Origin of the sequence: Nonomuraea sp. NPDC049725 (assembly GCF_040674795.1) — a bacterium.
Classification (GTDB): Bacteria; Actinomycetota; Actinomycetes; order Streptosporangiales; family Streptosporangiaceae; genus Nonomuraea; species Nonomuraea ceibae.
Window position 1 is genome coordinate 178,608 of sequence record NZ_JBFANJ010000013.1, and the last position, 18,767, is coordinate 197,374.

At 73.9% G+C, this 18,767-nt stretch carries 20 protein-coding genes; 14 read left to right on the top strand and 6 right to left on the bottom strand.

Going from position 1 to position 18,767, the window contains the following annotated elements; genetic code table 11:
• Nucleotides 1–53: 53 nt before the first annotated feature.
• Genes AB0J53_RS31180 through AB0J53_RS31190 form a run of 3 tightly spaced genes read left to right on the top strand, consistent with a single transcriptional unit; the run spans nt 54 to nt 1,571 of the window.
• Complete coding sequence (locus AB0J53_RS31180; RefSeq protein WP_364179079.1) at nt 54–488, top strand: CBS domain-containing protein; 435 nt, start codon at nt 54–56, stop codon at nt 486–488.
• Between the two features lie 9 nt (nt 489–497).
• A complete protein-coding gene (locus AB0J53_RS31185) occupies nt 498–836 on the top strand; it encodes an MmcQ/YjbR family DNA-binding protein (RefSeq protein ID WP_219514969.1) in 339 nt (112 codons plus the stop codon).
• A gap of 42 nt (nt 837–878) precedes the next feature.
• Nucleotides 879–1,571, top strand: a complete 693-nt coding sequence (locus AB0J53_RS31190; RefSeq protein ID WP_219514970.1) for a phenylalanine--tRNA ligase beta subunit-related protein — start codon at nt 879–881, stop codon at nt 1,569–1,571.
• Between the two features lie 39 nt (nt 1,572–1,610).
• Here the strand turns inward: AB0J53_RS31190 and AB0J53_RS31195 are convergent, their stop codons facing one another.
• Entirely contained in the window at nt 1,611–3,209 is a 1,599-nt protein-coding gene (locus AB0J53_RS31195; protein ID WP_364179082.1) for a DUF4082 domain-containing protein, read from the bottom strand.
• Between the two features lie 205 nt (nt 3,210–3,414).
• On the opposite strand from AB0J53_RS31195, the gene AB0J53_RS31200 reads away from it, so the two are divergent.
• Entirely contained in the window at nt 3,415–4,062 is a 648-nt protein-coding gene (locus tag AB0J53_RS31200) for an SAM-dependent methyltransferase (protein ID WP_364179084.1), read from the top strand.
• On the opposite strand, the gene AB0J53_RS31205 is transcribed toward AB0J53_RS31200, so the two are convergent.
• Nucleotides 4,044–5,003 (bottom strand): hypothetical protein, encoded by a 960-nt coding sequence (locus AB0J53_RS31205; RefSeq protein ID WP_364179086.1) that lies wholly within the window; start codon nt 5,001–5,003, stop codon nt 4,044–4,046. The genes AB0J53_RS31200 and AB0J53_RS31205 overlap by 19 nt on opposite strands.
• Before the next feature lie 88 nt (nt 5,004–5,091).
• Between AB0J53_RS31205 and AB0J53_RS31210 the strand changes: the two genes are divergently transcribed.
• Genes AB0J53_RS31210 through ptsP form a run of 8 tightly spaced genes read left to right on the top strand, consistent with a single transcriptional unit; the run spans nt 5,092 to nt 11,968 of the window.
• Nucleotides 5,092–5,853 (top strand): DeoR/GlpR family DNA-binding transcription regulator, encoded by a 762-nt coding sequence (locus tag AB0J53_RS31210; protein ID WP_364179088.1) that lies wholly within the window; start codon nt 5,092–5,094, stop codon nt 5,851–5,853.
• A gap of 10 nt (nt 5,854–5,863) precedes the next feature.
• Nucleotides 5,864–6,862 carry a 1-phosphofructokinase gene (gene pfkB / locus AB0J53_RS31215; protein ID WP_364179090.1) on the top strand — a complete coding sequence of 333 codons (999 nt, stop codon included), beginning with the start codon at nt 5,864–5,866 and terminating at the stop codon, nt 6,860–6,862.
• Between the two features lie 48 nt (nt 6,863–6,910).
• On the top strand, nt 6,911–8,083 hold the full coding sequence (locus tag AB0J53_RS31220; RefSeq protein WP_364179092.1) for a PTS mannitol transporter subunit IICB: 1,173 nt from the start codon (nt 6,911–6,913) through the stop codon (nt 8,081–8,083).
• Between the two features lie 3 nt (nt 8,084–8,086).
• Nucleotides 8,087–8,395: a PTS lactose transporter subunit IIB gene (locus AB0J53_RS31225; RefSeq protein ID WP_219509441.1), complete on the top strand. Its 309-nt coding sequence runs from the start codon at nt 8,087–8,089 to the stop codon at nt 8,393–8,395.
• On the top strand, nt 8,388–8,813 hold the full coding sequence (locus AB0J53_RS31230) for a PTS sugar transporter subunit IIA (protein WP_219509442.1): 426 nt from the start codon (nt 8,388–8,390) through the stop codon (nt 8,811–8,813). Before AB0J53_RS31225 ends, AB0J53_RS31230 begins: the two co-directional genes overlap by 8 nt.
• Nucleotides 8,810–9,814: a zinc-dependent dehydrogenase gene (locus AB0J53_RS31235; protein ID WP_364179095.1), complete on the top strand. Its 1,005-nt coding sequence runs from the start codon at nt 8,810–8,812 to the stop codon at nt 9,812–9,814. The genes AB0J53_RS31230 and AB0J53_RS31235 overlap by 4 nt, the downstream gene beginning before the upstream one ends.
• A gap of 11 nt (nt 9,815–9,825) precedes the next feature.
• Entirely contained in the window at nt 9,826–10,386 is a 561-nt protein-coding gene (locus tag AB0J53_RS31240) for an HPr family phosphocarrier protein (protein ID WP_364179097.1), read from the top strand.
• Complete coding sequence (ptsP, locus tag AB0J53_RS31245) at nt 10,379–11,968, top strand: phosphoenolpyruvate--protein phosphotransferase (RefSeq protein ID WP_364179099.1); 1,590 nt, start codon at nt 10,379–10,381, stop codon at nt 11,966–11,968. The genes AB0J53_RS31240 and ptsP overlap by 8 nt, the downstream gene beginning before the upstream one ends.
• Before the next feature lie 22 nt (nt 11,969–11,990).
• On the opposite strand, the gene AB0J53_RS31250 is transcribed toward ptsP, so the two are convergent.
• Together AB0J53_RS31250 and AB0J53_RS31255 are read right to left on the bottom strand one after the other, a co-directional pair.
• On the bottom strand, nt 11,991–14,483 hold the full coding sequence (locus tag AB0J53_RS31250; protein ID WP_364179101.1) for an ATP-dependent Clp protease ATP-binding subunit: 2,493 nt from the start codon (nt 14,481–14,483) through the stop codon (nt 11,991–11,993).
• Nucleotides 14,484–14,660: 177 nt separating this feature from the next.
• On the bottom strand, nt 14,661–15,302 hold the full coding sequence (locus AB0J53_RS31255) for an NAD(P)H-binding protein (protein ID WP_364179103.1): 642 nt from the start codon (nt 15,300–15,302) through the stop codon (nt 14,661–14,663).
• A gap of 23 nt (nt 15,303–15,325) precedes the next feature.
• Here AB0J53_RS31255 and AB0J53_RS31260 point away from each other — a divergent pair, with 23 nt between their 5' ends.
• Nucleotides 15,326–16,018 (top strand): HAD family hydrolase, encoded by a 693-nt coding sequence (locus AB0J53_RS31260; protein ID WP_219509447.1) that lies wholly within the window; start codon nt 15,326–15,328, stop codon nt 16,016–16,018.
• 60 nt (nt 16,019–16,078) lie between these two features.
• Entirely contained in the window at nt 16,079–17,509 is a 1,431-nt protein-coding gene (gene gndA, locus AB0J53_RS31265; RefSeq protein ID WP_219509448.1) for an NADP-dependent phosphogluconate dehydrogenase, read from the top strand.
• Between the two features lie 22 nt (nt 17,510–17,531).
• On the opposite strand, the gene AB0J53_RS31270 is transcribed toward gndA, so the two are convergent.
• Both AB0J53_RS31270 and AB0J53_RS31275 read right to left on the bottom strand, forming a co-directional pair.
• On the bottom strand, nt 17,532–18,308 hold the full coding sequence (locus AB0J53_RS31270; RefSeq protein WP_364179105.1) for a thioesterase family protein: 777 nt from the start codon (nt 18,306–18,308) through the stop codon (nt 17,532–17,534).
• A gap of 93 nt (nt 18,309–18,401) precedes the next feature.
• Nucleotides 18,402–18,752: a VOC family protein gene (locus AB0J53_RS31275; protein ID WP_357588287.1), complete on the bottom strand. Its 351-nt coding sequence runs from the start codon at nt 18,750–18,752 to the stop codon at nt 18,402–18,404.
• Nucleotides 18,753–18,767: the final 15 nt, after the last annotated feature.

Here is an 18,767-nt window from a genome sequence, read left to right on the forward strand (position 1 = left end):
ACTATTCGGTCAGGATTAGCGGCCCGACAGCGGGTAGCTGGGAGGCTCCACCGATGAACAAGGAGCTCACCATGGCCAAGACCGTGGCAGACGTGATGACCACCCACCCCGCCACCATCGAGGGCGACCAGCCGGCCAGCGCCGCCGCCGCCCTCATGCGCGACAACGACACCGGCGCGATCATCGTCAACGACAACGGCCGGATGCGCGGCATCGTGACCGACCGTGACATCACCGTCAGGCTCGTCGCCGACGACAAGGGCCCGCAGACGCCCGTCAAGGAGGCGTGCTCGTCGGACGTCGAGGCGATCGGCCCCGACACCAGCATCGAGCAGGCCGTCCAGCTCATGCGCTCGCACGCGGTGCGCCGCCTGCCCGTCGTCGAGGACGGCCGCGCCGTCGGCATCCTCAGCATCGGCGACCTGGCCGTCGAACGCGACCCGAACTCGGCGCTGGCCGACATCTCGGCCGCGGAGGGCAACCGCTAACGTGGCCCCGTGGTCACAGTCGAGGACGTGCGGCGGCTCGCGGCGACCCTGCCGAGGTCGTCGGAGCACCTGATCAGAGACCGGGTCAAGTTCCGCGTGGGCGCCATCGTCTACCTGGCGTTCTCGCGCGACGAGACCGTGATGGGCTTCGCCTTCCCGAAGGAGGAGCGGGCCGCGCTGGTCGCCGCCGAGCCCGCCAAGTTCCTCCTGCCGCCCGAGTCCGACCTGCGCTTCAACTGGGTCTGCGCGCGCATGGCCGCGCTCGACGAGGCCGAGATGCGCGAGCTGGTCGTGGAGGCGTGGCGGATGGTCGTGCCGAAGAAGGTCTACGCCGCCTACATCGCCTGAGACGGCCTGCGACGGTCTCAGACGGTCTGAGACGATGGGCCCATGCACTTCCAGCACGACGACGCCGTCTGGCGCGACTTCCCGGAGCTGGTCCCGGGCACCATCCTGGCCGAGGGCATCACGCCCGGCGCCTCCGTCGACGAGGCGCTGCGCGCCCACCACGCGGCCGCGGCCGAGCGGCTGGCGGCCGGGCCGGAGTCCGGGCTGCCGGAGATCCAGGCGTGGCGGCGGGCCTTCTCCCGCATGGGGCTCAAGCCGACGCAGTACCGGTGCGCCTCGGAGTCCCTGCTGCGCCGGTTCAAGAAGGAGGGGGCGCTGCCGCGCATCCATCCGCTGATCGACCTGTGCAACGCGGTGTCGGTGGCGTTCGCGATCCCGGTCGCGGTGTTCGACCTGTCCCGCGTGGACGGCTTCCTGGAGGTGCGGCGCGCGACGGGCCAGGAGGAGTACGTCACGCTCGCCGGCGAGCGGGAGCACCCCGAGCCCGGCGAGGTGATCTTCGCCGACGGCGGCGGCCACGCGCACGCCCGCCGCTGGACCAACCGGCAGAGCGGCCTGTCGGCCGTCCGCGACACGACCGCCTCCGTGCTGATCGTCGCCGAGGCCCTGCACCCCACGGCCGCCGAGGACGTGCGCAAGCTCACCGAGGTGCTGAGCGGCGAGCTGAGCGCCGCATGGGGCGTCACGCCCGCCGCCGCGGTGCTCGGCCCGGCGTCGCCGCGCCTGGAGTTCTGAGCCCAGCCCGACGCCCTGTTCGACGCCCTGTTCGACGCTCTATTCGACGCAGTCGTGCAGGTGCCGGACCGTCCTGGTGATGCGGTAGTGCTTGTCGATGGTGACGACCGCGTTGCCCGGGCCCCAGTCGATGTTCTCGCACGTGTCGGCCGAGCTGACCGGGCCGAAGTCCCAGGCGTCATGGACGAGCTTGTTGCCCGACACCTTCCACTTCGGCCCGGAACGCCACTGCAGGAACAGCGTGTAGTTGCCGCCGGCCAGCAGGTTGTCGGTCACCGTCACCGCGCTCAGGTTCTTGTCGACGAGGTTGACCGGGTCGGAGTGCTGGGGCGCCTCGCGCTGGTCGATCGTGTTGTGGTCGAAGACCAGGCCGCTGCAGACGATACCGCCCGGGCAGTACGCCTGGATGCCGTCGGAGTGGCTCGTCGGCGGGCCGCACAGGTTCACGTACGAGTCCCTGATCGTGACGTTCCTGCCCGACATGCGGAAGCCGTCGTCGAAGCCGCGCACCTCGATGCGGGTGGCGGTGAAGTTCTTCTCGCCGACCGCCGGGTAGATGCGGCAGCCCTTCTCCGGGCCGACTGTGGAGTCGGTGATGGTGAACGAGCCGCCCGTCTTCCAGTTGGTGATCATTCCGTCGATCCGGCTGTTCCTGATGACGACGCCGGACGCCTCCACGGTCAGGTCGCCGGTGATGTGCACGCCGTCGAGGACCTGGCCGGGCTTGGCGGCCGTGAAGTCGCCCTTGATCGTGGACAGCCGCAGGGAGTCGGGCACGCCGGTGCAGGCGGGAGTCGGGTGCGCGGGCAGCTCACAGCCGGGCCTGCCGGGCGTCGACGGCTCGGGGCCGGTGGGCTGCGGGCTCGTGGGTTGCGGGCTCGTGGGCTGGGGCTTGGTGGGCTCCGGGGTGCTCGTCGGGGTGCGGGTGGGGCTCACCGTGGCCGTGGGGGTGACGGTCGTGGTGACCGTGGGGGTCGGGGTCTGGGTGCGGGTCCTGGTCGGGGACGGGCTCGGGGACGGGGTGCCGGTGCCCGGGCGGAAGACCACGTCGACGAGGTAGTTGTGGCCGGCGCTGGTCGTGCGGGGGAACGCGCTCGCGCCGTACGCGAACGCGCCGTTCCAGCGGGAGGCGCTGAGCGAGTCGGTCCCCGGCAGGTAGCGGCGGAAGTAGTGCCGGGCGACCGCGTAACGGCCGTCGGGGGCGTGGTAGGAGACCACGTACGAGCGGCCGGCCCGCAGCGTGACGGGCTCCGGCAGGCGCGCCTCCTGCCAGCCGGAGGCCGTCTCCGTGCCGAACGCGACCCGCGCCAGCCGGTTGCCGGCGCCGTCCCACAGGCTGGCGGAGTGACCGGCGGCGGCACGGCGGTGCTTGTAGAAGCGGACCGCGACCACGGACCCGGTGCGGGACGCGGTGAAGCGCATGCCCAGCTCGACGGGCCTGCGGTCACGCCCCAGCTTGGCCGGGACGACGCTGGTCGGCGACCAGAAGCTCTCCTCCTGCGCCGCCGCCCTGGGCGTCACGGGGAACGCGGCCGCCTGCCGCTCCGCGGGGAGCGCGGGGGCCGGGCCGGCGAGCGCCGCGAGCGCGACGAGCGCGGCGGCGGCCGCCGTCAGGGTGCGGTGCGGTGAACCGTTCACGAGGAGGCCTCCAGAATGAATCCCCGATCAGCGAACCGGCCCCATGCTGCCAGCATCACGCGCCACTCCGGGCACTTTTCCGCATATTTCAGTTATCCAACCGAGATACGCCAGAAATAGGTCCGTTGCCCGGCGTTGATTGCAGCCGGCCCCAAATTCAAGAATGTCGTTGCCTGCCGGGCGCGTATTGATCAGTATCGGGATCATGACACGCGACTGGGTGAGCTGGCACGACGACTACGACCGGCCCGGATCGAGCCTGGGCCGGCGCCTGGCCGTGGTCCAGGGCGCCGTCCGCGCCGCCCTCGACGCGGGCGCGGAGCGGGTGGTGAGCCTCTGCGCGGGCCAGGGCCGCGACCTCCTGCCGGTGCTGGCCGCGCACCCCCGGCGCGGCCGGGTGCGCGCCCGGCTGGTCGAGCTCGACGAGCGCAACGCGCGGCTGGCCGAAGAGCGGGCGCCGGCCGGGGTGGAGGTGGTGCGCGGCGACGCGGCCCTGACCGACGCCTACGCGGGCGCCGTACCGGCCGACCTGGTGCTGGTCTGCGGCCTGTTCGGCAACCTCAGCGACGCCGACGTCCGCCGTACGGTCTCCGCGCTGCCCCAGCTGTGCGCGCCGGGGGCGACGGTGGTGTGGACCCGGCACACCCGCGAGCCCGACCTGGTTCCGTCGATCTGCGCGTGGTTCGAGGAGACGGGGTTCGAGGAGACGGGGTTCGACCGGGTCTCACTGGAGACGGCGGAGTTCGGCGTCGGCGTGCACCGCTACGCCGGTCCGCCCACGCCGCTGCGGCGGGGCGAGCGGATGTTCACCTTCCTCCCGGGCGGCTCGCGTGCTCAGGAGAGCCCTCGGTAGAGGTCCTTGGTCAGGCCGGTGATGCGGCGGACCGAGCTGCTCCAGGTCGCGCCCGCCGGGTGCGCCGTGAGCACGGCCATGACGTAACGCTCGCCCTTGCCCACCAGGCCGGTGGTGTGGAGCACGGGACGGCCGAGGTCGGGGATGCCCGAGCCGCGCGAGCGCAGCGCGACCGTGGAGATGGACGCCCCCTGGGCCCGCGCGTCGCAGCGGACCGGCGGCACGGTGCCGAACCCGGACCAGCCCTGCTTGACCGCGAACGGCCGGGGTACCGCGCTGGGGATGCCGAAGGTCTGGTCGAAGCCGTCGCTGCCGCACGGGGTGGCCTCGCGCAGGTGGCCGAGCACGGTGTCGCGCACGCGCGGCTCGGCGGTGTCGAGCAGGTAGCGGTAGGTGCGCACGATGTCGTGGACGCTCAGCGACACGTACCCCCAGAAGCCGGGGTGGGTGGCGGGCGGCGGCGTGGTGTCGGACAGCCGCAGCTTGCGGGCCATCCGGGTGACGATGGCGCCCTTGCCGCCCCGGTCCCACAGCGTGGAGGCGGCGTCGTCGTCGCTCTCCCGCAGCATGATCTTGAGCAGCCGGGCGTCGGCGGCGGAGACCTGCCGGTTCCGTTCCAGGAGGTCGATCGCCATCAGGATCTTGATCACCGAGGCGGAGCGGAACTTGCGGTGCGCGTGACGGGTGGCGACCGCCTTGCCCTTCGTCCGGTCGAAGACGAGCCAGGAGGCCGTGGTGCCCGCCGGAACCTTGGGCGGCCGGGCCGCACGGGCCGTGGCCGTGGACGCGGAGTCGGAGGCGGAGTCGGACGGCGTGGCCGCGGGGGCGCTCAGCGTCTCGGGGGCGGTGGTGGCCGACGCGGGGCCGGCCGAGGGCCCGGCGACGCATCCCGCTGCGAGTGGTACGGCTGCCGCCACGGCGGCCCACGGCTTCATACGCATCCGACATACCTATCAGAGTCTTGACGACTCCACAGAAACGGAGTTAAACAAAGGGGAATCCAACTCGAAACGGCGGTGAACCCACATCATGTACGCCGAGGAGCGGCAGCAGGAGATCCTCCGCAGGGCGCGCGCGGCGGGCCGCGTCGACGTGGTGACCCTGGCCGGCGAGCTCGACGTGACGACCGAGACCATCCGCCGCGACCTGACGGCGCTGGAGCGGGCGGGCGTGCTGCGCCGGGTGCACGGCGGCGCGATCCCGGTGGAGCGGCTCGGGTTCGAGCCCGCGCTGGCGGCCCGCGACGAGGTGATGACGGCCGAGAAGGAGCGCATCGCCAAGGCCGCGCTCGCCGAGCTGCCCGAGGACGGGTCGGTGATCATCGACGCGGGCACCACCACGGGCCGCCTGGTGGGGGTGCTGCCCGCCGACCGCGAGCTCACCGTGGTGGTCAACTCGCCGCCGCTGGCCACAGCGCTGGCCGCCCGCGCCAACCTGAACGTCATCATGCTCGGCGGCCGGGTGCGCGGGCGCACGCTGGCGACGGTGGACGACTGGGCGCTGCGGCCGCTGTCGCAGCTCCACGTGGACGTCGCGTTCATGGCCACGAACGGCTGCTCGGCGGCGCGCGGGCTGACCACGCCGGACCCCGCGGAGGCGGCGATCAAGCGGGCGATGGTCGGCGCCGCGCAGCGCAGCGTGCTGCTGGCCGACCACACCAAGTTCACCAACACGTACCTGGCGTCGTTCGCCACGCTGGCCGAGATCGACGTGGTGATCACCGACACGGGCCTCGACCCGGCGTTGGCCGCCGAGCTGTCGGCCGCCGGGCCCGAGGTCGTCCGGGCCTGAGGGGGCGGCGGTGATCCTCACCCTGACGCTGAACCCGAGCCTGGACCGCACGATCGAGATCGGGGCCCTGGCCAGGGGCGCGGTCATCCGGGCGGCGGCGGCGCGGCTCGACCCCGGCGGCAAGGGGGTGAACGTGTCGCGGGCGCTGCTGGCCAACGCCGTGGCGTCGCGGGCGGTGGTGCCGTTCGGGGGCGACGAGGGGCGGCAGCTCGTGCGCCTGCTCGGCCAGGAGGGGCTGGACATGGTGACGGTGCCGGTGGCCGGGCGGACCCGGTCCAACGTCACGCTCGCCGAGCCCGACGGCACCGTCACCAAGGTGAACGAGCCGGGCACCGCGCTGTCGCCGGCCGAGCTCGACACCGTCGCCGACGCCGTGCTGGCCGCCGCGCACGAGGCGGACTGGGTGGTCGCCTCCGGCAGCCTGCCGCCGCGGGTGCCCGACGACGTCTACGCGCGGCTGTGCCGCCGCTTCGCCGGGGCCGGGATCCACGTGGCGGTCGACACCAGCGGCGCCGCGCTGGCCCGCGCGCTCGACGCCGGCCCGGCGCTGGTCAAGCCGAATCTGGAGGAGCTGGCCGCCGCCACCGGCCGGGCGCTGCGCTGTCTGGGCGACGTGGTGGAGGCGGCGGGCGAGCTGCGCGCCGCCGGGGCCCGTACCGTCCTGGCCAGCCTGGGCGCCGACGGCGCGGTCCTCGTCGAGGACGGCGGGATCTGGTACGGCGAGGCCGCGGTCGCCGGGCCGCGCAGCGCGGTCGGCGCGGGCGACGCGATGCTGGCGGGCTTCCTGGCCGCCGGAGCGCGCGGCGAGCGCGCCCTGGTGGAGGCGCTGGCCTGGGGCGCGGCGGCGGTCGGCCTGCCGGGCAGCCGCATGCCGGGCCCGCGCGACATCCGCCGCGACGCCGTACGCGTCCACGCCCCCGACCCGGCGCGCCCGCTCACCTCGGTCCTCGACCCGGCGCGTCCGCTCAGCTCGACCACCGGCCCGGCGCGGCCGCCGCCGGGTCGCTGACCGGCTCACCCCCTGGAGTCTGCTCATCCCCCCGAAGGAGCATGTCCAATGGCCGACACCTACACCCCTCCGGTCCACGGGACCGGCGTCAAGGCCACGATCCAGCGGATCGGCGGCCACCTGGCCGGGATGATCATGCCGAACATCGGCGCGTTCATCGCCTGGGGACTCATCACCGCCCTGTTCATCCCCACCGGCTGGCTGCCGAACGAGTCGTTCGCCGCGATGGTCGAGCCGATCATCAAGGTCCTGCTGCCCGTGCTCATCGCCTACACCGGGGGGCGGATGGTGCACGGGCAGCGCGGGGCGGTGGTGGGCGCGGTCGCCGCGATGGGCGTCGTGGTGGGGGCGGACATCCCGATGTTCCTCGGCGCCATGATCGTCGGCCCACTCGCCGCCCTGATCCTTAAATATGTGGACAAGTTCACCGAGGCGCGGACCCGGTCCGGGTTCGAGATGCTGGTGGACAACTTCAGCGCCGGCATCGTCGGCGGCGCGATGGCCGTCGCCGGCGTGTGGGGCATCGGCCCGGTCGTCCAGGTGATCACCAACGTCGCCGGCGACGCGGTCGACTGGCTGGTCGGCAACGGCCTGCTGCCCGTGGCCTCGGCGCTGATCGAGCCCGCCAAGGTGCTGTTCCTCAACAACGCCGTCAACCACGGCGTGCTCGGCCCGCTCGGCGTCGCGGAGGCGGCCGAGACCGGCAGGTCGATCCTGTTCATGCTGGAGTCGAACCCGGGCCCCGGACTCGGCCTGCTGCTGGCCTACCTGCTGTTCGGCCCGCGCCCGCTGCGTCCCAGCACCCCCGCCGCGATGATCATCCACTTCTTCGGCGGCATCCACGAGATCTACTTCCCGTACGTGCTCATGAAGCCCCGCCTCATCCTCGCCGTCATCGCGGGCGGCGCGGCCGGGGTGTTCACGTTCATGGTCACCGGCTCGGGGCTGGTGGCGACGCCGTCGCCGGGCAGCATCTTCGCGTACGCGGCGGTGACGCCGAGAGGCGGCTGGCTGGGCATGATCCTCGGGATCGCGATCGCCACCGCCGTGACGTTCGCCGTCGCCGCCCTGCTCATGGGGTTCGGCCGCGGCGAGAAGGAACCGCCCGCCGGAGCCGGGCCGCCCGCCGAGAGCGCCACGCCCGCCGCCGCCGACGAGCCCCGCGACGCCGCCGCCCGCGAGGACTCCCCCGAGCACCGGACCGCCGCCAAGGAGGCATGAGCCATGACGAGCATCGACAGCAAGGACATCCGCAAGATCGTCGTCGCCTGCGACGCGGGCATGGGCAGCAGCGTGATGCTCGCCTCCCAGCTCAGGAAGCAGCTCAAGGACAGCGGCGTCGCCGTCGAGCACACGCCGGTCAACGACATCCCGGCCGACGCCGACGTGGTGCTCTGCCACGCGGGCCTGGCCGCCAGGGCGAGAGCGGCGGCGCCGGGCAAGGCGCTGGTGCCGTTCCAGATCTTCCTCGGCGACCCGGCGGTGACCAGGCTCGTCACCACCATCAGGAACGGCGGCGTCGTCGATGCGTGACGGCCTGCTCGACCCCCGTGCCGTGCTGCTGCACGAGAGCGCGTCCGGCCGCGACGAGGCGATCCGCCGGTGCGGGCGCGCCCTGGCCGACGTCGGCGCGGTCGCCGAGCCGTACATCGAGGCCATGCTCGAACGCGAGCGGACGATCTCCACCTACGCCGGTGAGGGCTTCGCCATCCCCCACGGCACGGCGGCGGCCAGGCAGGACGTGCTGCGCGACGCGATCTGCGTGGTGCGCTTCCCCGAAGGCGTCGACTGGGACGGCGAGCGCGTCACCGTGTGCGTCGGCATCGCCGCCGCCGGCGACGGGCACGTGCCGCTGCTGGCCGCGCTGGCCGACGTGCTGCTCGACCCCGCCCGGGCCCGGACGCTGCGCGAGGCCACCGAGGTGAACCACGTGATCGAGGAGCTGACGTGAAGGTCGCCAGATTCCACGCCCCGGGCGACATCCGGGTGGAGGACGCGCCGGAGCCCGTCGCCGGGCCCGGCGAGCTGAAGATCCGGGTGCGCAACTGCTCGACGTGCGGCACCGACGCCAAGATCTACAAGTTCGGGCACCACCACATCCGGCCGCCCCGCGTGATGGGGCACGAGATCGCCGGCGAGGTGGCGGGCACCGGCGAGCGGGTCCAGGTGATCGCCGCGATCCCGTGCGGCGCCTGCGCGGAGTGCCGCCGGGGCCGCCCCGCCGTCTGCCCGGCGCAGGAGTCGATGGGCTACCACTACGACGGCGGCTTCGCCGAATGGCTGATCGTGCCCGCCAAGGTGCTGGCCGTCAACGGCGTCAACGCCGTCCCGGACGGCGTCGGGTTCGCCGAGGCGTCGCTGGCCGAACCGCTCGCCTGCGTGCTCAACGGGCAGACGCTGGCCGGCGTGGGTACGGGTGACGACGTGGTGGTCATGGGGGCGGGGCCGATCGGCTGCCTGCACGTGCGGCTCGCCCGGGCGCGCGGGGCGGGCCGCGTCTTCCTCACCGACGTCAACGCCGCCCGCCTCGCCGTCGCCGCTGACCTCGTACGGCCCGACGCGGCCATCGACGGGGACGTGGTGGAACAGGTGCTCAAGCTGACCGGAGGCCGCGGCGCCGACGTGGTCGTCACCGCCGCGGCGTCGGGCGTGGCCCAGGAGCAGGCCGTGCGCATGGCCGCCCGGCGGGGCCGCGTCAGCTTCTTCGGCGGGCTGCCCAAGGACGACCCGGTCATCCGGCTGGACTCCAACCTGGTGCACTACCGGGAGCTGACCATCGTCGGCGCCAACGGCTCCAGCCCCGCCCACAACGCCGAGGCGCTCGGGCTGATCGCCACGGGCGCCGTGCCGGTCGGCGACCTCATCACCCACCGGCTGCCGCTGTCCCGGGTGCTCGACGGCATCGAGCTCGTCAGCCGGGGCGCGGCCATCAAGGTCACGATCGAACCCTGAGGAGGCAGGCCATGGCATCGCGGACGGTGACCATCGCGTCGGCGAGCGGGCTGCACGCGCGGCCCGCCAAGCTGTTCGTCCAGGAGGCGGCGCGGCTGGGGGTGCCGGTGCGCATCCGGGCGGGCGACGGGAAGGCGGTCCCGGCGTCCAGCATGCTCGGCGTGCTGTCGCTGGGCGCGGTCCGCGGGACCGAGGTGACGCTGGAGTCCGACGCCCCCGGCGCCGACGCCGCCCTCGACACCCTCGCCGCCCTCCTCTCCCGCGACCTCGACGACCCCCCACCCCCGGACGGACCCCCGCCCCCAAAGGGAGGCGCGGCCCCGGACGGACCCCCACCTTCCGAAGAAGCCCCGTCCCCGGAGGAAGGCGCGGGCCCGGACGGACCCCCACCCCCCGAAGAAACCCCGGCCCCGAAGGAAGGCGCGGCCCCGGAGGGAGGCGCGGGCCCGGACGGAGGTGCGGCTTCGGAAGGGGGCGCGGGCTTGGGCGGAGGTGCGGGCTCGGGCTTGGGCGCGATATCGGGTACAGGCCAGGGGGCAGGGTTGGGGGCTGGGGAGGTTGTCGGTGGGTGAGGTGGTGAGGCTGGCCGGGCTGGGGGTCAGCCGGGGGGTGGTGGCGGGGCCGGTGGTGCGGATGGCCGCGCCGCCCGTGCTTCCGGCTCCTCGGCCGGTCGGCGACGCGGAGGCCGAGGGGGCGGTGGTCGCCGGGGCGCTGGGGGCGGTGGCCGCGGGGCTGCGTGAGCGCGCCGCCGCGGCCGAGGGTGACGCGGCCGAGATCCTGGGCGCGCTGGCCATGATCGCCGACGATCCGATGCTGCGGGAGGAGGCCGAGCAGGGCGTACGCGACGGCCTGGACGCCCCGCACGCGCTCGACGCCGCGTTCACCCGCCACCGGGAGGCGATCGCGGCGCTCGGCGGCTACCTGGCCGAACGGGCGGCCGACCTGGACGACCTCAGGCACCGGGCCGTCGCCTTCGCGCTGGGCGTGCCGATGCCGGGCCTGCCCTCCCCCGGGCATCCGTACGTGCTGGCCGCCGAGGACCTGTCGCCCGCCGACACCGCCGGGCTCGGGCCGGACGTGCTGGCGCTGGTGACGGCGAAGGGCGGCCCGACGAGCCACACCGCCATCCTGGCGCGCGGCCGGGGCCTGCCCGCCGTGGTGGCGTGCCCGGGCGTGATGGACCTGGCGGACGGCACGTACGTGTGCGTGGACGGCGTGACCGGCGAGGTCACTGCGGGCATCAGCCGGGAGGAGGCCGAGGCGGCGTGTGAGCGCGACCGCCGGGAGCGGGAGCGGCTGGCCGCGACCGGCGGGCCCGGCAGGACCGCCGACGGGCGGCCGGTCAGGCTGCTGCTCAACATCGGCTCGGCCGCGGACCTGGTGCCCGACGGTGAGGGGGTGGGGCTGTTCCGCACCGAGTTCCTGTTCCTGGGGCGCGAGCGGGAGCCGTCGTTCGACGAGCAGGTGGCGGCCTACGCGGAGGTGTTCGGGCGGGTGGCGCACGTCGTGGTGCGGACGCTGGACGCGGGCACCGACAAGCCGCTGCCGTTCCTCGGGCTGCCGCCGGAGCACAACCCGGCGCTGGGCGTGCGCGGGCTGCGGGTCGACCGGGTGCTGCCGGGCGTGCTCGACACGCAGCTCGACGCGATCGCCGAGGCGGCACGGCGGACGGGCGCGGAGGCGTGGGTGATGGCGCCGATGGTCGCCACCCGGGACGAGGCCGCCGGGTTCGCCGCGAGGGCGCGGGCCCGGGGGGTGGCCCGGGTGGGCGTGATGGTGGAGATCCCGGCCGCCGCGCTGGTGGCCGACCGGCTGCTGGAGGAGGTGGACTTCCTCAGCGTCGGCACCAACGACCTCAGCCAGTACGCCTTCGCCGCCGACCGGCAGCATCCGGCGCTGGCCGACCTGCTCGACCCGGCGCAGCCGGCGCTGCTGCGCCTGGTGGCGGCGTGCGCGGAGGCGAGCCTGGCGGCGGGCAAGCCGGTCGGCGTCTGCGGCGAGGCGGCCGGCGATCCGGTGCTCGCCCCGGTGCTGGCCGGGCTGGGGGTGACGAGCCTGTCGATGGCGCCGTCGTGCGTCCCCGCCGTCCGCGACGCGCTGTCACGGCACACGTACGCCGAATGCCGCGAGCTGGCGCGCGCCGCCCTCTCCTGACAGGGCCGGGAGTGGATGGTGGTCAGCTCGCCGGTTCGGGGGTGCGGGCGCGCAGGGTGAGCTCGCCGTCCTGGGCGTCCACGTCGACGGCCCCGCCCTCCCCGACCTCGCCGGTGAGCAGCATCGTGGACAGGCGGTTGTCCAGCTCGCGCTGCACGGTGCGGCGCAGCGGGCGGGCGCCGAACTCGGGCTGGTGGCCGCGCTCGGCGAGCCAGTCCTTGGCCGCGTCGCTCACCTCCAGCGCCACGTCCTGGCCGCGCAGCCGCTGCCGGGTGCGCTCCAGCAGCAGGTCGACGATCTGGCGGAGCTGGCTCCTGTCCAGGCGGCGGAAGACGATGGTCTCGTCGATGCGGTTGAGCAGCTCGGGCCGGATGGAGTGGCGCAGCAGGTCCATGAGCCGGTCCTGCAGGTCGGGCGTGTCGCCCTCGGCGTCGAGGATCATCTGGGCGCCGATGTTGCTGGTCATGATGACGATCGTGTTGGTGAAGTCGACGGTGCGGCCCTGGCCGTCGGTGAGGCGGCCGTCGTCGAGCATCTGGAGCAGGATGTTCATCACGTCCGGGTGCGCCTTCTCGATCTCGTCGAGCAGGATGACGCCGTGCGGGCGGCGGCGGACGGCCTCGGTGAGCTGCCCGGCCTCCTCGTAGCCGACGTAGCCGGGCGGGGCGCCGATGAGCCGCGAGACCGTGTGCCGCTCCTGGAACTCGCTCATGTCGATGCGCACCATGTGGTCCTCGCCGCCGAACAGGGCCGCCGCGAGCGCCCTGGCCAGCTCGGTCTTGCCGACGCCCGTCGGGCCGAGGAACAGGAAGCTGCCGATGGGCCGGTTCGGGTCGGCCAGGCCGGCGCGCGCCCGGCGGACCGCCTCGGCGATGGCGACGACGGCCTCGTCCTGGCCGATGACGCGCTCGTGCAGGTGCTCCTCCAGCCGCATCAGCCGGTCGCGCTCCTGGGTGGTGAGCTGGGTGACGGGGATGCCGGTGCGGCGGGAGACGACCTCGGCGATGTCCTCGACCATGACCTGCGGGGCGGCGTCGCGGCCCTGCCTGGCCCGGTCGAGCTCGGGGCGGAGCTTGTCGATCTGGCCGGTGATCTCCTTGGCCCGGTCGAAGTCGTCGGCGGAGACCGCCTGGTCCTTGTCGCGGCGCAGGGAGGCGAGGCGTTCCTCCAGCTCGCGCACGTCGCTGCCGGGGGTGCGCGAGCGCAGCCGGACCCGGGCGGAGGCCTGGTCCATCAGGTCGATGGCCTTGTCGGGCAGGAACCGGTCGGCGACGTAGCGGGCCGACAGGGTGGCGGCGGCGTCGAGCGCCTCGTCGGTGATGCGCACCTGGTGGTGGGCCTCGTACGCGTCGCGCAGCCCGGCGAGGATCTCGACCGTCTGCTCCACGGTGGGCTCGGTGACGAGGATGGGCTGGAAGCGGCGTTCCAGCGCGGCGTCCTTCTCGATGTTCTTGCGGTACTCGTCGATGGTGGTGGCGGCGATGACGTGCAGCTCGCCGCGGGCCAGGGCGGGTTTGAGGATGTTGGCGGCGTCCATGCCGCCCTCGGCCGACCCGGCGCCGACCAGCGTGTGCACCTCGTCGATGAACACGATGACCTCGTCGGCGTGGGCGCGTACCTCGTCGACGACCTTCTTGACCCGTTCCTCGAACTCGCCCCGGTACTTCGACCCGGCGACCATGCCGGTCAGGTCGAGGGCGATGACGCGCCGGTCCTTGAGCGTGTCGGGGACGCTGCCGTTGACGATGCGCTGGGCGATGCCCTCGACGATGGCGGTCTTGCCGACGCCGGGCTCGCCGATGAGCACGGGGTTGTTCTTGGTGCGGCGTGACAGGACCTCGATGGACTGCTCGATCTCGTCCTCGCGGCCGACGACCGGGTCGACGCGGCCCTGCCTGGCCTCCTCGGTGAGGTCGCGCCCGTACTCGTCGAGTGAGGGGGTGCTGCTGTCGCGGCGTTCGCCGCCGGGCTGCCCGGGGCCGGAGGAGAGCAGGGCGCGCTGGATCTCGTTGGCGGAGACGCCCTGTTCGCGCAGCAGTTCGGAGGCGGTGGACTCGGGGTTGGCGGCGAGCGCGAGCAGCAGGTGCTCGGGGCCGATGTAGGAGGAGTTCAGGGCGCGGGCGACGCGCTGGGCGTCCAGGACGGCGCGCTTGGCCGACGGGGAGAGCGTGTCGGGCGGCTCGGCGGCGGGTCCCTGCCCGGCGAGCGTGCCGATGCGGTCGCCGAGCCTGCCGGTGTCGACGCCGGCCGAGCGCAGCAGCTCGCGGGTGGGCTCGGCGCGGGCGAGGGCGCCGAGGAGGTCGAGCGCGTCGAGGTCGGCGGCGCCGCGCCGACCGGCGATCTCCACGGCGTCGGCGAGCACCTCGCGGGCGGAGGCGCTGAGCAGCTTGCCCACGTCGACGCGCTGGACGCTGGGCCGGGTCGGCGGCCAGGCGTCCATCCCGCCGAACACCCGGCCGGTCAGCTCTTCGAAACCCCGGAAAGGATCCCGCCCAAAGAACGACATATCCGACATTTTGCTCGTCCCCTTCTCGCGCACCTCCGGGACCTCTTGCCGGGCCCGTCGCAAGGCATAGCCAGCGATCGGCAAAATGCCTCCGCGCCTCAGGGGGTGCGGCTCACTCCGGGGGTGCGGCTGCCTCAGGGGGTGCGGCTCACTCCGGGGGGTGCGGGTCACTCCGGGGGGTGCGGGTCACTCCGTCGCGAGGAGGTCCACGATGGGCGTGTCACCGGAGACGAGCTCGAACGTGCGGCGGCCCGCCCCCGGGGCCTGGAGCAGGGCGGCGACGACGGCGGCCACGTCGTCGCGCGGCACCGGGCCGGGCGGCACCTCGGGAGCCAGCCGGACCAGGCCGGTGCCGGGCTCGTCGGTGAGGCGGCCCGGCCGCAGGATGGTCCAGTCGAGGTCGCGGCGGCGCAGGTCGTCCTCGGCGGCGGTCTTGGCCGCGATGTAGGCGGCCCACACCTCGTCGGAGCCCGGCTTGGGCGGCTTGCCCGCGCCCATGGACGAGATCTGCACGAACGTGCGCACCCCGGCCCGCTCGGCGGCGTCGGCCATCAGCACGGAGGCGGCCCGGTCGACGGTGTCCTTGCGCGCCGCGCCGCTGCCCGGCCCGGCGCCCGCGGCGAACACCACCGCGTCCGCCCCCCGGACGATCCCGGCGACCTCCTCCACGCCCGCCTTCTCCAGGTCGCACAGCACGGCCTGCGCGCCGGTCTCCTCGACGTCGGCCTGGTGCGCCGGGTTGCGCACCAGGCCGACGGCCGCCGCGCCCAGCAGCCTCTCCAGCCGCAACGCGATCTGCCCGTGCCCGCCCGCGATGATGATCCTCATGGGCGTCATGGTGTCATGGAGCCATGAACGACTTCCCGCACGCGCCCGCCCCGGCGTTTCTGTTCGACCTGGACGGCACCCTGATCGACAGCGTCTACCAGCACGTCATCGCCTGGCGGCAGGCGCTGGCGGGGATGGGCATCGACCTGTCGGTGTGGCGGATCCACCGGCGCATCGGCATGAGTGGCGGCCTGTTCGTCAACGCCCTGCTGCGCGAGACCGGGCTGAAGCTCACCCAGGCGCAGATCGACGAGCTGCAGACGACCCACGCCGAGGCGTACGAGCAGCAGGCCGATTCGGTCCGGCCGCTGCCGGGGTCGGTGGAGCTGCTGGCGGAGCTGTCCTCGCGCGGCGTGCCGTGGGCGATCGCGACCAGCGGCTACGCGCGCACGGCCCGGCTGGCGCTGGGCCTGCTCGGGCTGCCGGACGACGCGCCGATGGTGACGCGCGACCTGGTGCGCCGGGCCAAGCCGGACCCCGACCTGTTCCTGGCCGGCGCGGCGCGGCTCGGCGTCGACCCGGCGCACGCGATGGTGGTGGGTGACAGCATCTGGGACCTGCTGGCGGCGCGGCGGGCCGGCTCGCTCGGCATCGGGCTGCTGTCGGGCGGCTACGGCCGCGACGAACTGGAGCGGGCGGGGGCGTTCCGCGTCTACGCCGACCCGGCCGACATGCTCGACCGGCTCGACGAGCTGGGCGTGCGGCAGAGCGACTGAGGAATATCCGGCCGAACCACGGAGCTTTGATCACGCGTACCCCTTTTGGAGGAGCTGACTATGGAATTGGCAGACATCGGCGTCACCGGCCTGGCGACCATGGGCCGCAACCTGGCGCGCAACCTGGCCAGGCACGGCTACGCGGTGGCCGTGCACAACCGCACCGAATCCCGTACGCAACAGCTCGTGCGGGAGTTCGGCGGCGAGGGCACGTTCCTGCCGTCGCAGGACCTGGCCGGGTTCGTGGCGTCGCTGAAGCGGCCACGCCGGGCGATCATCATGGTGAAGGCGGGGCCGGGCACCGACGCGGTGATCGACGAGCTCGCCGCGCTGATGGAGCCGGGTGACATGATCGTCGACGGCGGCAACGCGTACTTCGAGGACACCCGGCGGCGCGAGGCGGCGCTGCGTGAGCGCGGCATCCACTTCGTCGGCACCGGCATCTCCGGCGGCGAGGAGGGCGCGCTGAACGGCCCGAGCATCATGCCGGGCGGCTCGAAGGAGTCGTGGGAGGCGCTCGGCCCGATCCTCCAGGACATCTCGGCCAAGGTGGACGGCGTGCCGTGTGCGGTGCACGTGGGCCCCGACGGCGCCGGTCACTTCGTCAAGATGGTGCACAACGGCATCGAGTACTCGGACATGCAGCTCATCGCCGAGTCCTACGACCTGCTGCGCCAGGCGCTGGGCGCGACGCCCGCCGAGCTCGCCGGGGTGTTCCGGGAGTGGAACCAGGGCGACCTGGACTCCTACCTGATCGAGATCACCGCCGAGGTGCTCGACCAGGTCGACGCCGAGACGGGCAAGCCGTTCGTGGACGTGGTGGTCGACCGGGCCGAGCAGAAGGGCACCGGCCGGTGGACCGTGCAGAGCGCGCTGGAACTGGGCGTGCCGGTGACGGGGATCGCCGAGGCGGTGTTCGCGCGGGCGCTGTCGGGCCACCCCGAGCAGCGGGAGGCGGCCCGGCCGCTCCTCCAGGGGCCCGAGCTGACCGGGACCGGCGGCAAGGAACTGGTCGAGGACGTGCGGCAGGCCCTGTACGCGTCCAAGATCGTCGCCTACGCGCAGGGCTTCGACCAGATGGCGGCGGCGTCCAAGGAGTACGGCTGGGACCTCGACCTGGGCGCGATGGCGACCATCTGGCGGGGCGGCTGCATCATCCGGGCCAAGTTCCTGGACCGGATCCGCGCGGCCTACGACGCCGACCGCGCGCTGCCGACGCTGCTGGCCGACCCGTCGTTCGCCGAGGCGCTCAACGCCGCGCAGGAGTCGTGGCGCCGGGTGGTGGCCACGGCGGTGAAGATCGGGGTGCCGACGCCGGGCTTCTCCTCGGCGCTGGCCTACTACGACGGGCTGCGGCGCGACCGGCTGCCCGCCGCGCTGGTGCAGGGGCTGCGCGACTACTTCGGCGCGCACACCTACCTGCGGGTCGACAAGGAGGGCGCCTACCACACCGACTGGTCGGGCGACCGCGCCGAGCGTCCCGCCTCCTGAGACCGTCTCCCCCCGGCGGGCGTCAGCTCGCCGCCGGGGGCGGCGGGATCCGGTTGGCCAGCGCCGTCACCACGCAGTAGCCGATGGGCCCGGACGCGTCGTGCACGGTGCACTGCCCGTTGGCCACTCCGTCCGCGCTGAGATGGCCGGTGGCGTCCAGGCCGATCACCTCGCCGCGCGGCAGCCGGGCCAGCGTGAGCGTGTAGTCGGCGTTGATGAACGGCAGCCCGCCCGCCGTCATGCCGCTGAGCGGGCTGGCGAAGTCGGCCGCCAGCGCCACCCGGACGAACGGGCTGACCTCCTCGTCGTCGACGAGCGGCCGGTTCTCCCGCGTCCAGACCCGCCTGCGGCCCGGGTCGCCCCACTCCGACAGGCGCCACAGGTCGAACGGCGGCGTCCAGCCCGGCCCCTCGGCGGGCGGCCCGTCGGGCGGCGTCTCGTCCCACGCGGGGGTCACCGGCCGCTCGCCGCCGGGCTGCTCGCCCTTCCTGAGAAGTACGGCGCTCGCCCGGCCGATCACGCCCTGCTCGGTGCGGATGACGGCGTCGGCCACGCGGATCCGCCGCCCGTCCCTGACCAGGGTGGTCTCGACGGTGACGGGCAGCATCGGGCTGTTGCGGAACAGGTCGACGGTGAGCCTGGCGAACTGCATCTCCGGATCGCCGTACCGGTCCTCGACGGCACGGGCGGCCAGCCCGCCGAGCAGGCGGCCGTGGAGCATGTCGAGGGCCCAGGGGCTGCGGGCGTGGGGGGCAGGGACGAGCTCGTCCCCGGCCGTGGTGAAGAAGGCAGACGTCACAGAATCAGATTCTAGTGGAGAGCCGTTCGCCCGGCGCTCGACGCGGGCGGCCACGTTGCCGCCGGGCGGCATCCGCGCCTTCTTCGCGGGCCTCTACCCGGCGGCCACGCAGAACGGGTGACCCTCCGGGTCGAGGAGCACCGTCCAGCCGTCGCCGCCCGGCTGGTGGCCGGGTAGCGTCGCGCCGAGCTCGACGAGCTCCTTGACGGCCTGCTCGACGTCGGCCACCTGGAAGTCGGGGTGCGCGTGCTTGACCGCGGGCCAGCCCGGCGCCCGGTAGCCGTCGACCCGCTGGAAGGACAGGCTCGCCGCGCCGCCCCCGACAGTGGCGAAGTCCGCGTCGGAGCCGGTCACCCGCCCGCCGGTGGCCTTGGCGTAGAAGGTGGCCAGCGCCTGCGGGTCGGCGCAGTCGAACACGATCGATGAGAGGGAAGTGATGGTCATGCGGCCAGCCTGCCC

Bases quoted from the DNA above. Each gene is read 5' to 3' on its own strand.
- AB0J53_RS31180 (WP_364179079.1), top strand. From the start codon at position 54: ATGAACAAGGAGCTCACCATGGCCAAGACCGTGGCAGACGTGATGACC.
- AB0J53_RS31190 (WP_219514970.1), top strand. From the start codon at position 879: ATGCACTTCCAGCACGACGACGCCGTCTGGCGCGACTTCCCGGAGCTG.
- AB0J53_RS31200 (WP_364179084.1), top strand. From the start codon at position 3,415: ATGACACGCGACTGGGTGAGCTGGCACGACGACTACGACCGGCCCGGA.
- AB0J53_RS31205 (WP_364179086.1), bottom strand. From the start codon at position 5,003: ATGCGTATGAAGCCGTGGGCCGCCGTGGCGGCAGCCGTACCACTCGCA.
- AB0J53_RS31210 (WP_364179088.1), top strand. From the start codon at position 5,092: ATGTACGCCGAGGAGCGGCAGCAGGAGATCCTCCGCAGGGCGCGCGCG.
- AB0J53_RS31220 (WP_364179092.1), top strand. From the start codon at position 6,911: ATGGCCGACACCTACACCCCTCCGGTCCACGGGACCGGCGTCAAGGCC.
- AB0J53_RS31225 (WP_219509441.1), top strand. From the start codon at position 8,087: ATGACGAGCATCGACAGCAAGGACATCCGCAAGATCGTCGTCGCCTGC.
- AB0J53_RS31230 (WP_219509442.1), top strand. From the start codon at position 8,388: ATGCGTGACGGCCTGCTCGACCCCCGTGCCGTGCTGCTGCACGAGAGC.
- AB0J53_RS31240 (WP_364179097.1), top strand. From the start codon at position 9,826: ATGGCATCGCGGACGGTGACCATCGCGTCGGCGAGCGGGCTGCACGCG.
- AB0J53_RS31250 (WP_364179101.1), bottom strand. From the start codon at position 14,483: ATGTCGGATATGTCGTTCTTTGGGCGGGATCCTTTCCGGGGTTTCGAA.
- AB0J53_RS31255 (WP_364179103.1), bottom strand. From the start codon at position 15,302: ATGAGGATCATCATCGCGGGCGGGCACGGGCAGATCGCGTTGCGGCTG.
- AB0J53_RS31260 (WP_219509447.1), top strand. From the start codon at position 15,326: ATGAACGACTTCCCGCACGCGCCCGCCCCGGCGTTTCTGTTCGACCTG.
- gndA (WP_219509448.1), top strand. From the start codon at position 16,079: ATGGAATTGGCAGACATCGGCGTCACCGGCCTGGCGACCATGGGCCGC.
- AB0J53_RS31275 (WP_357588287.1), bottom strand. From the start codon at position 18,752: ATGACCATCACTTCCCTCTCATCGATCGTGTTCGACTGCGCCGACCCG.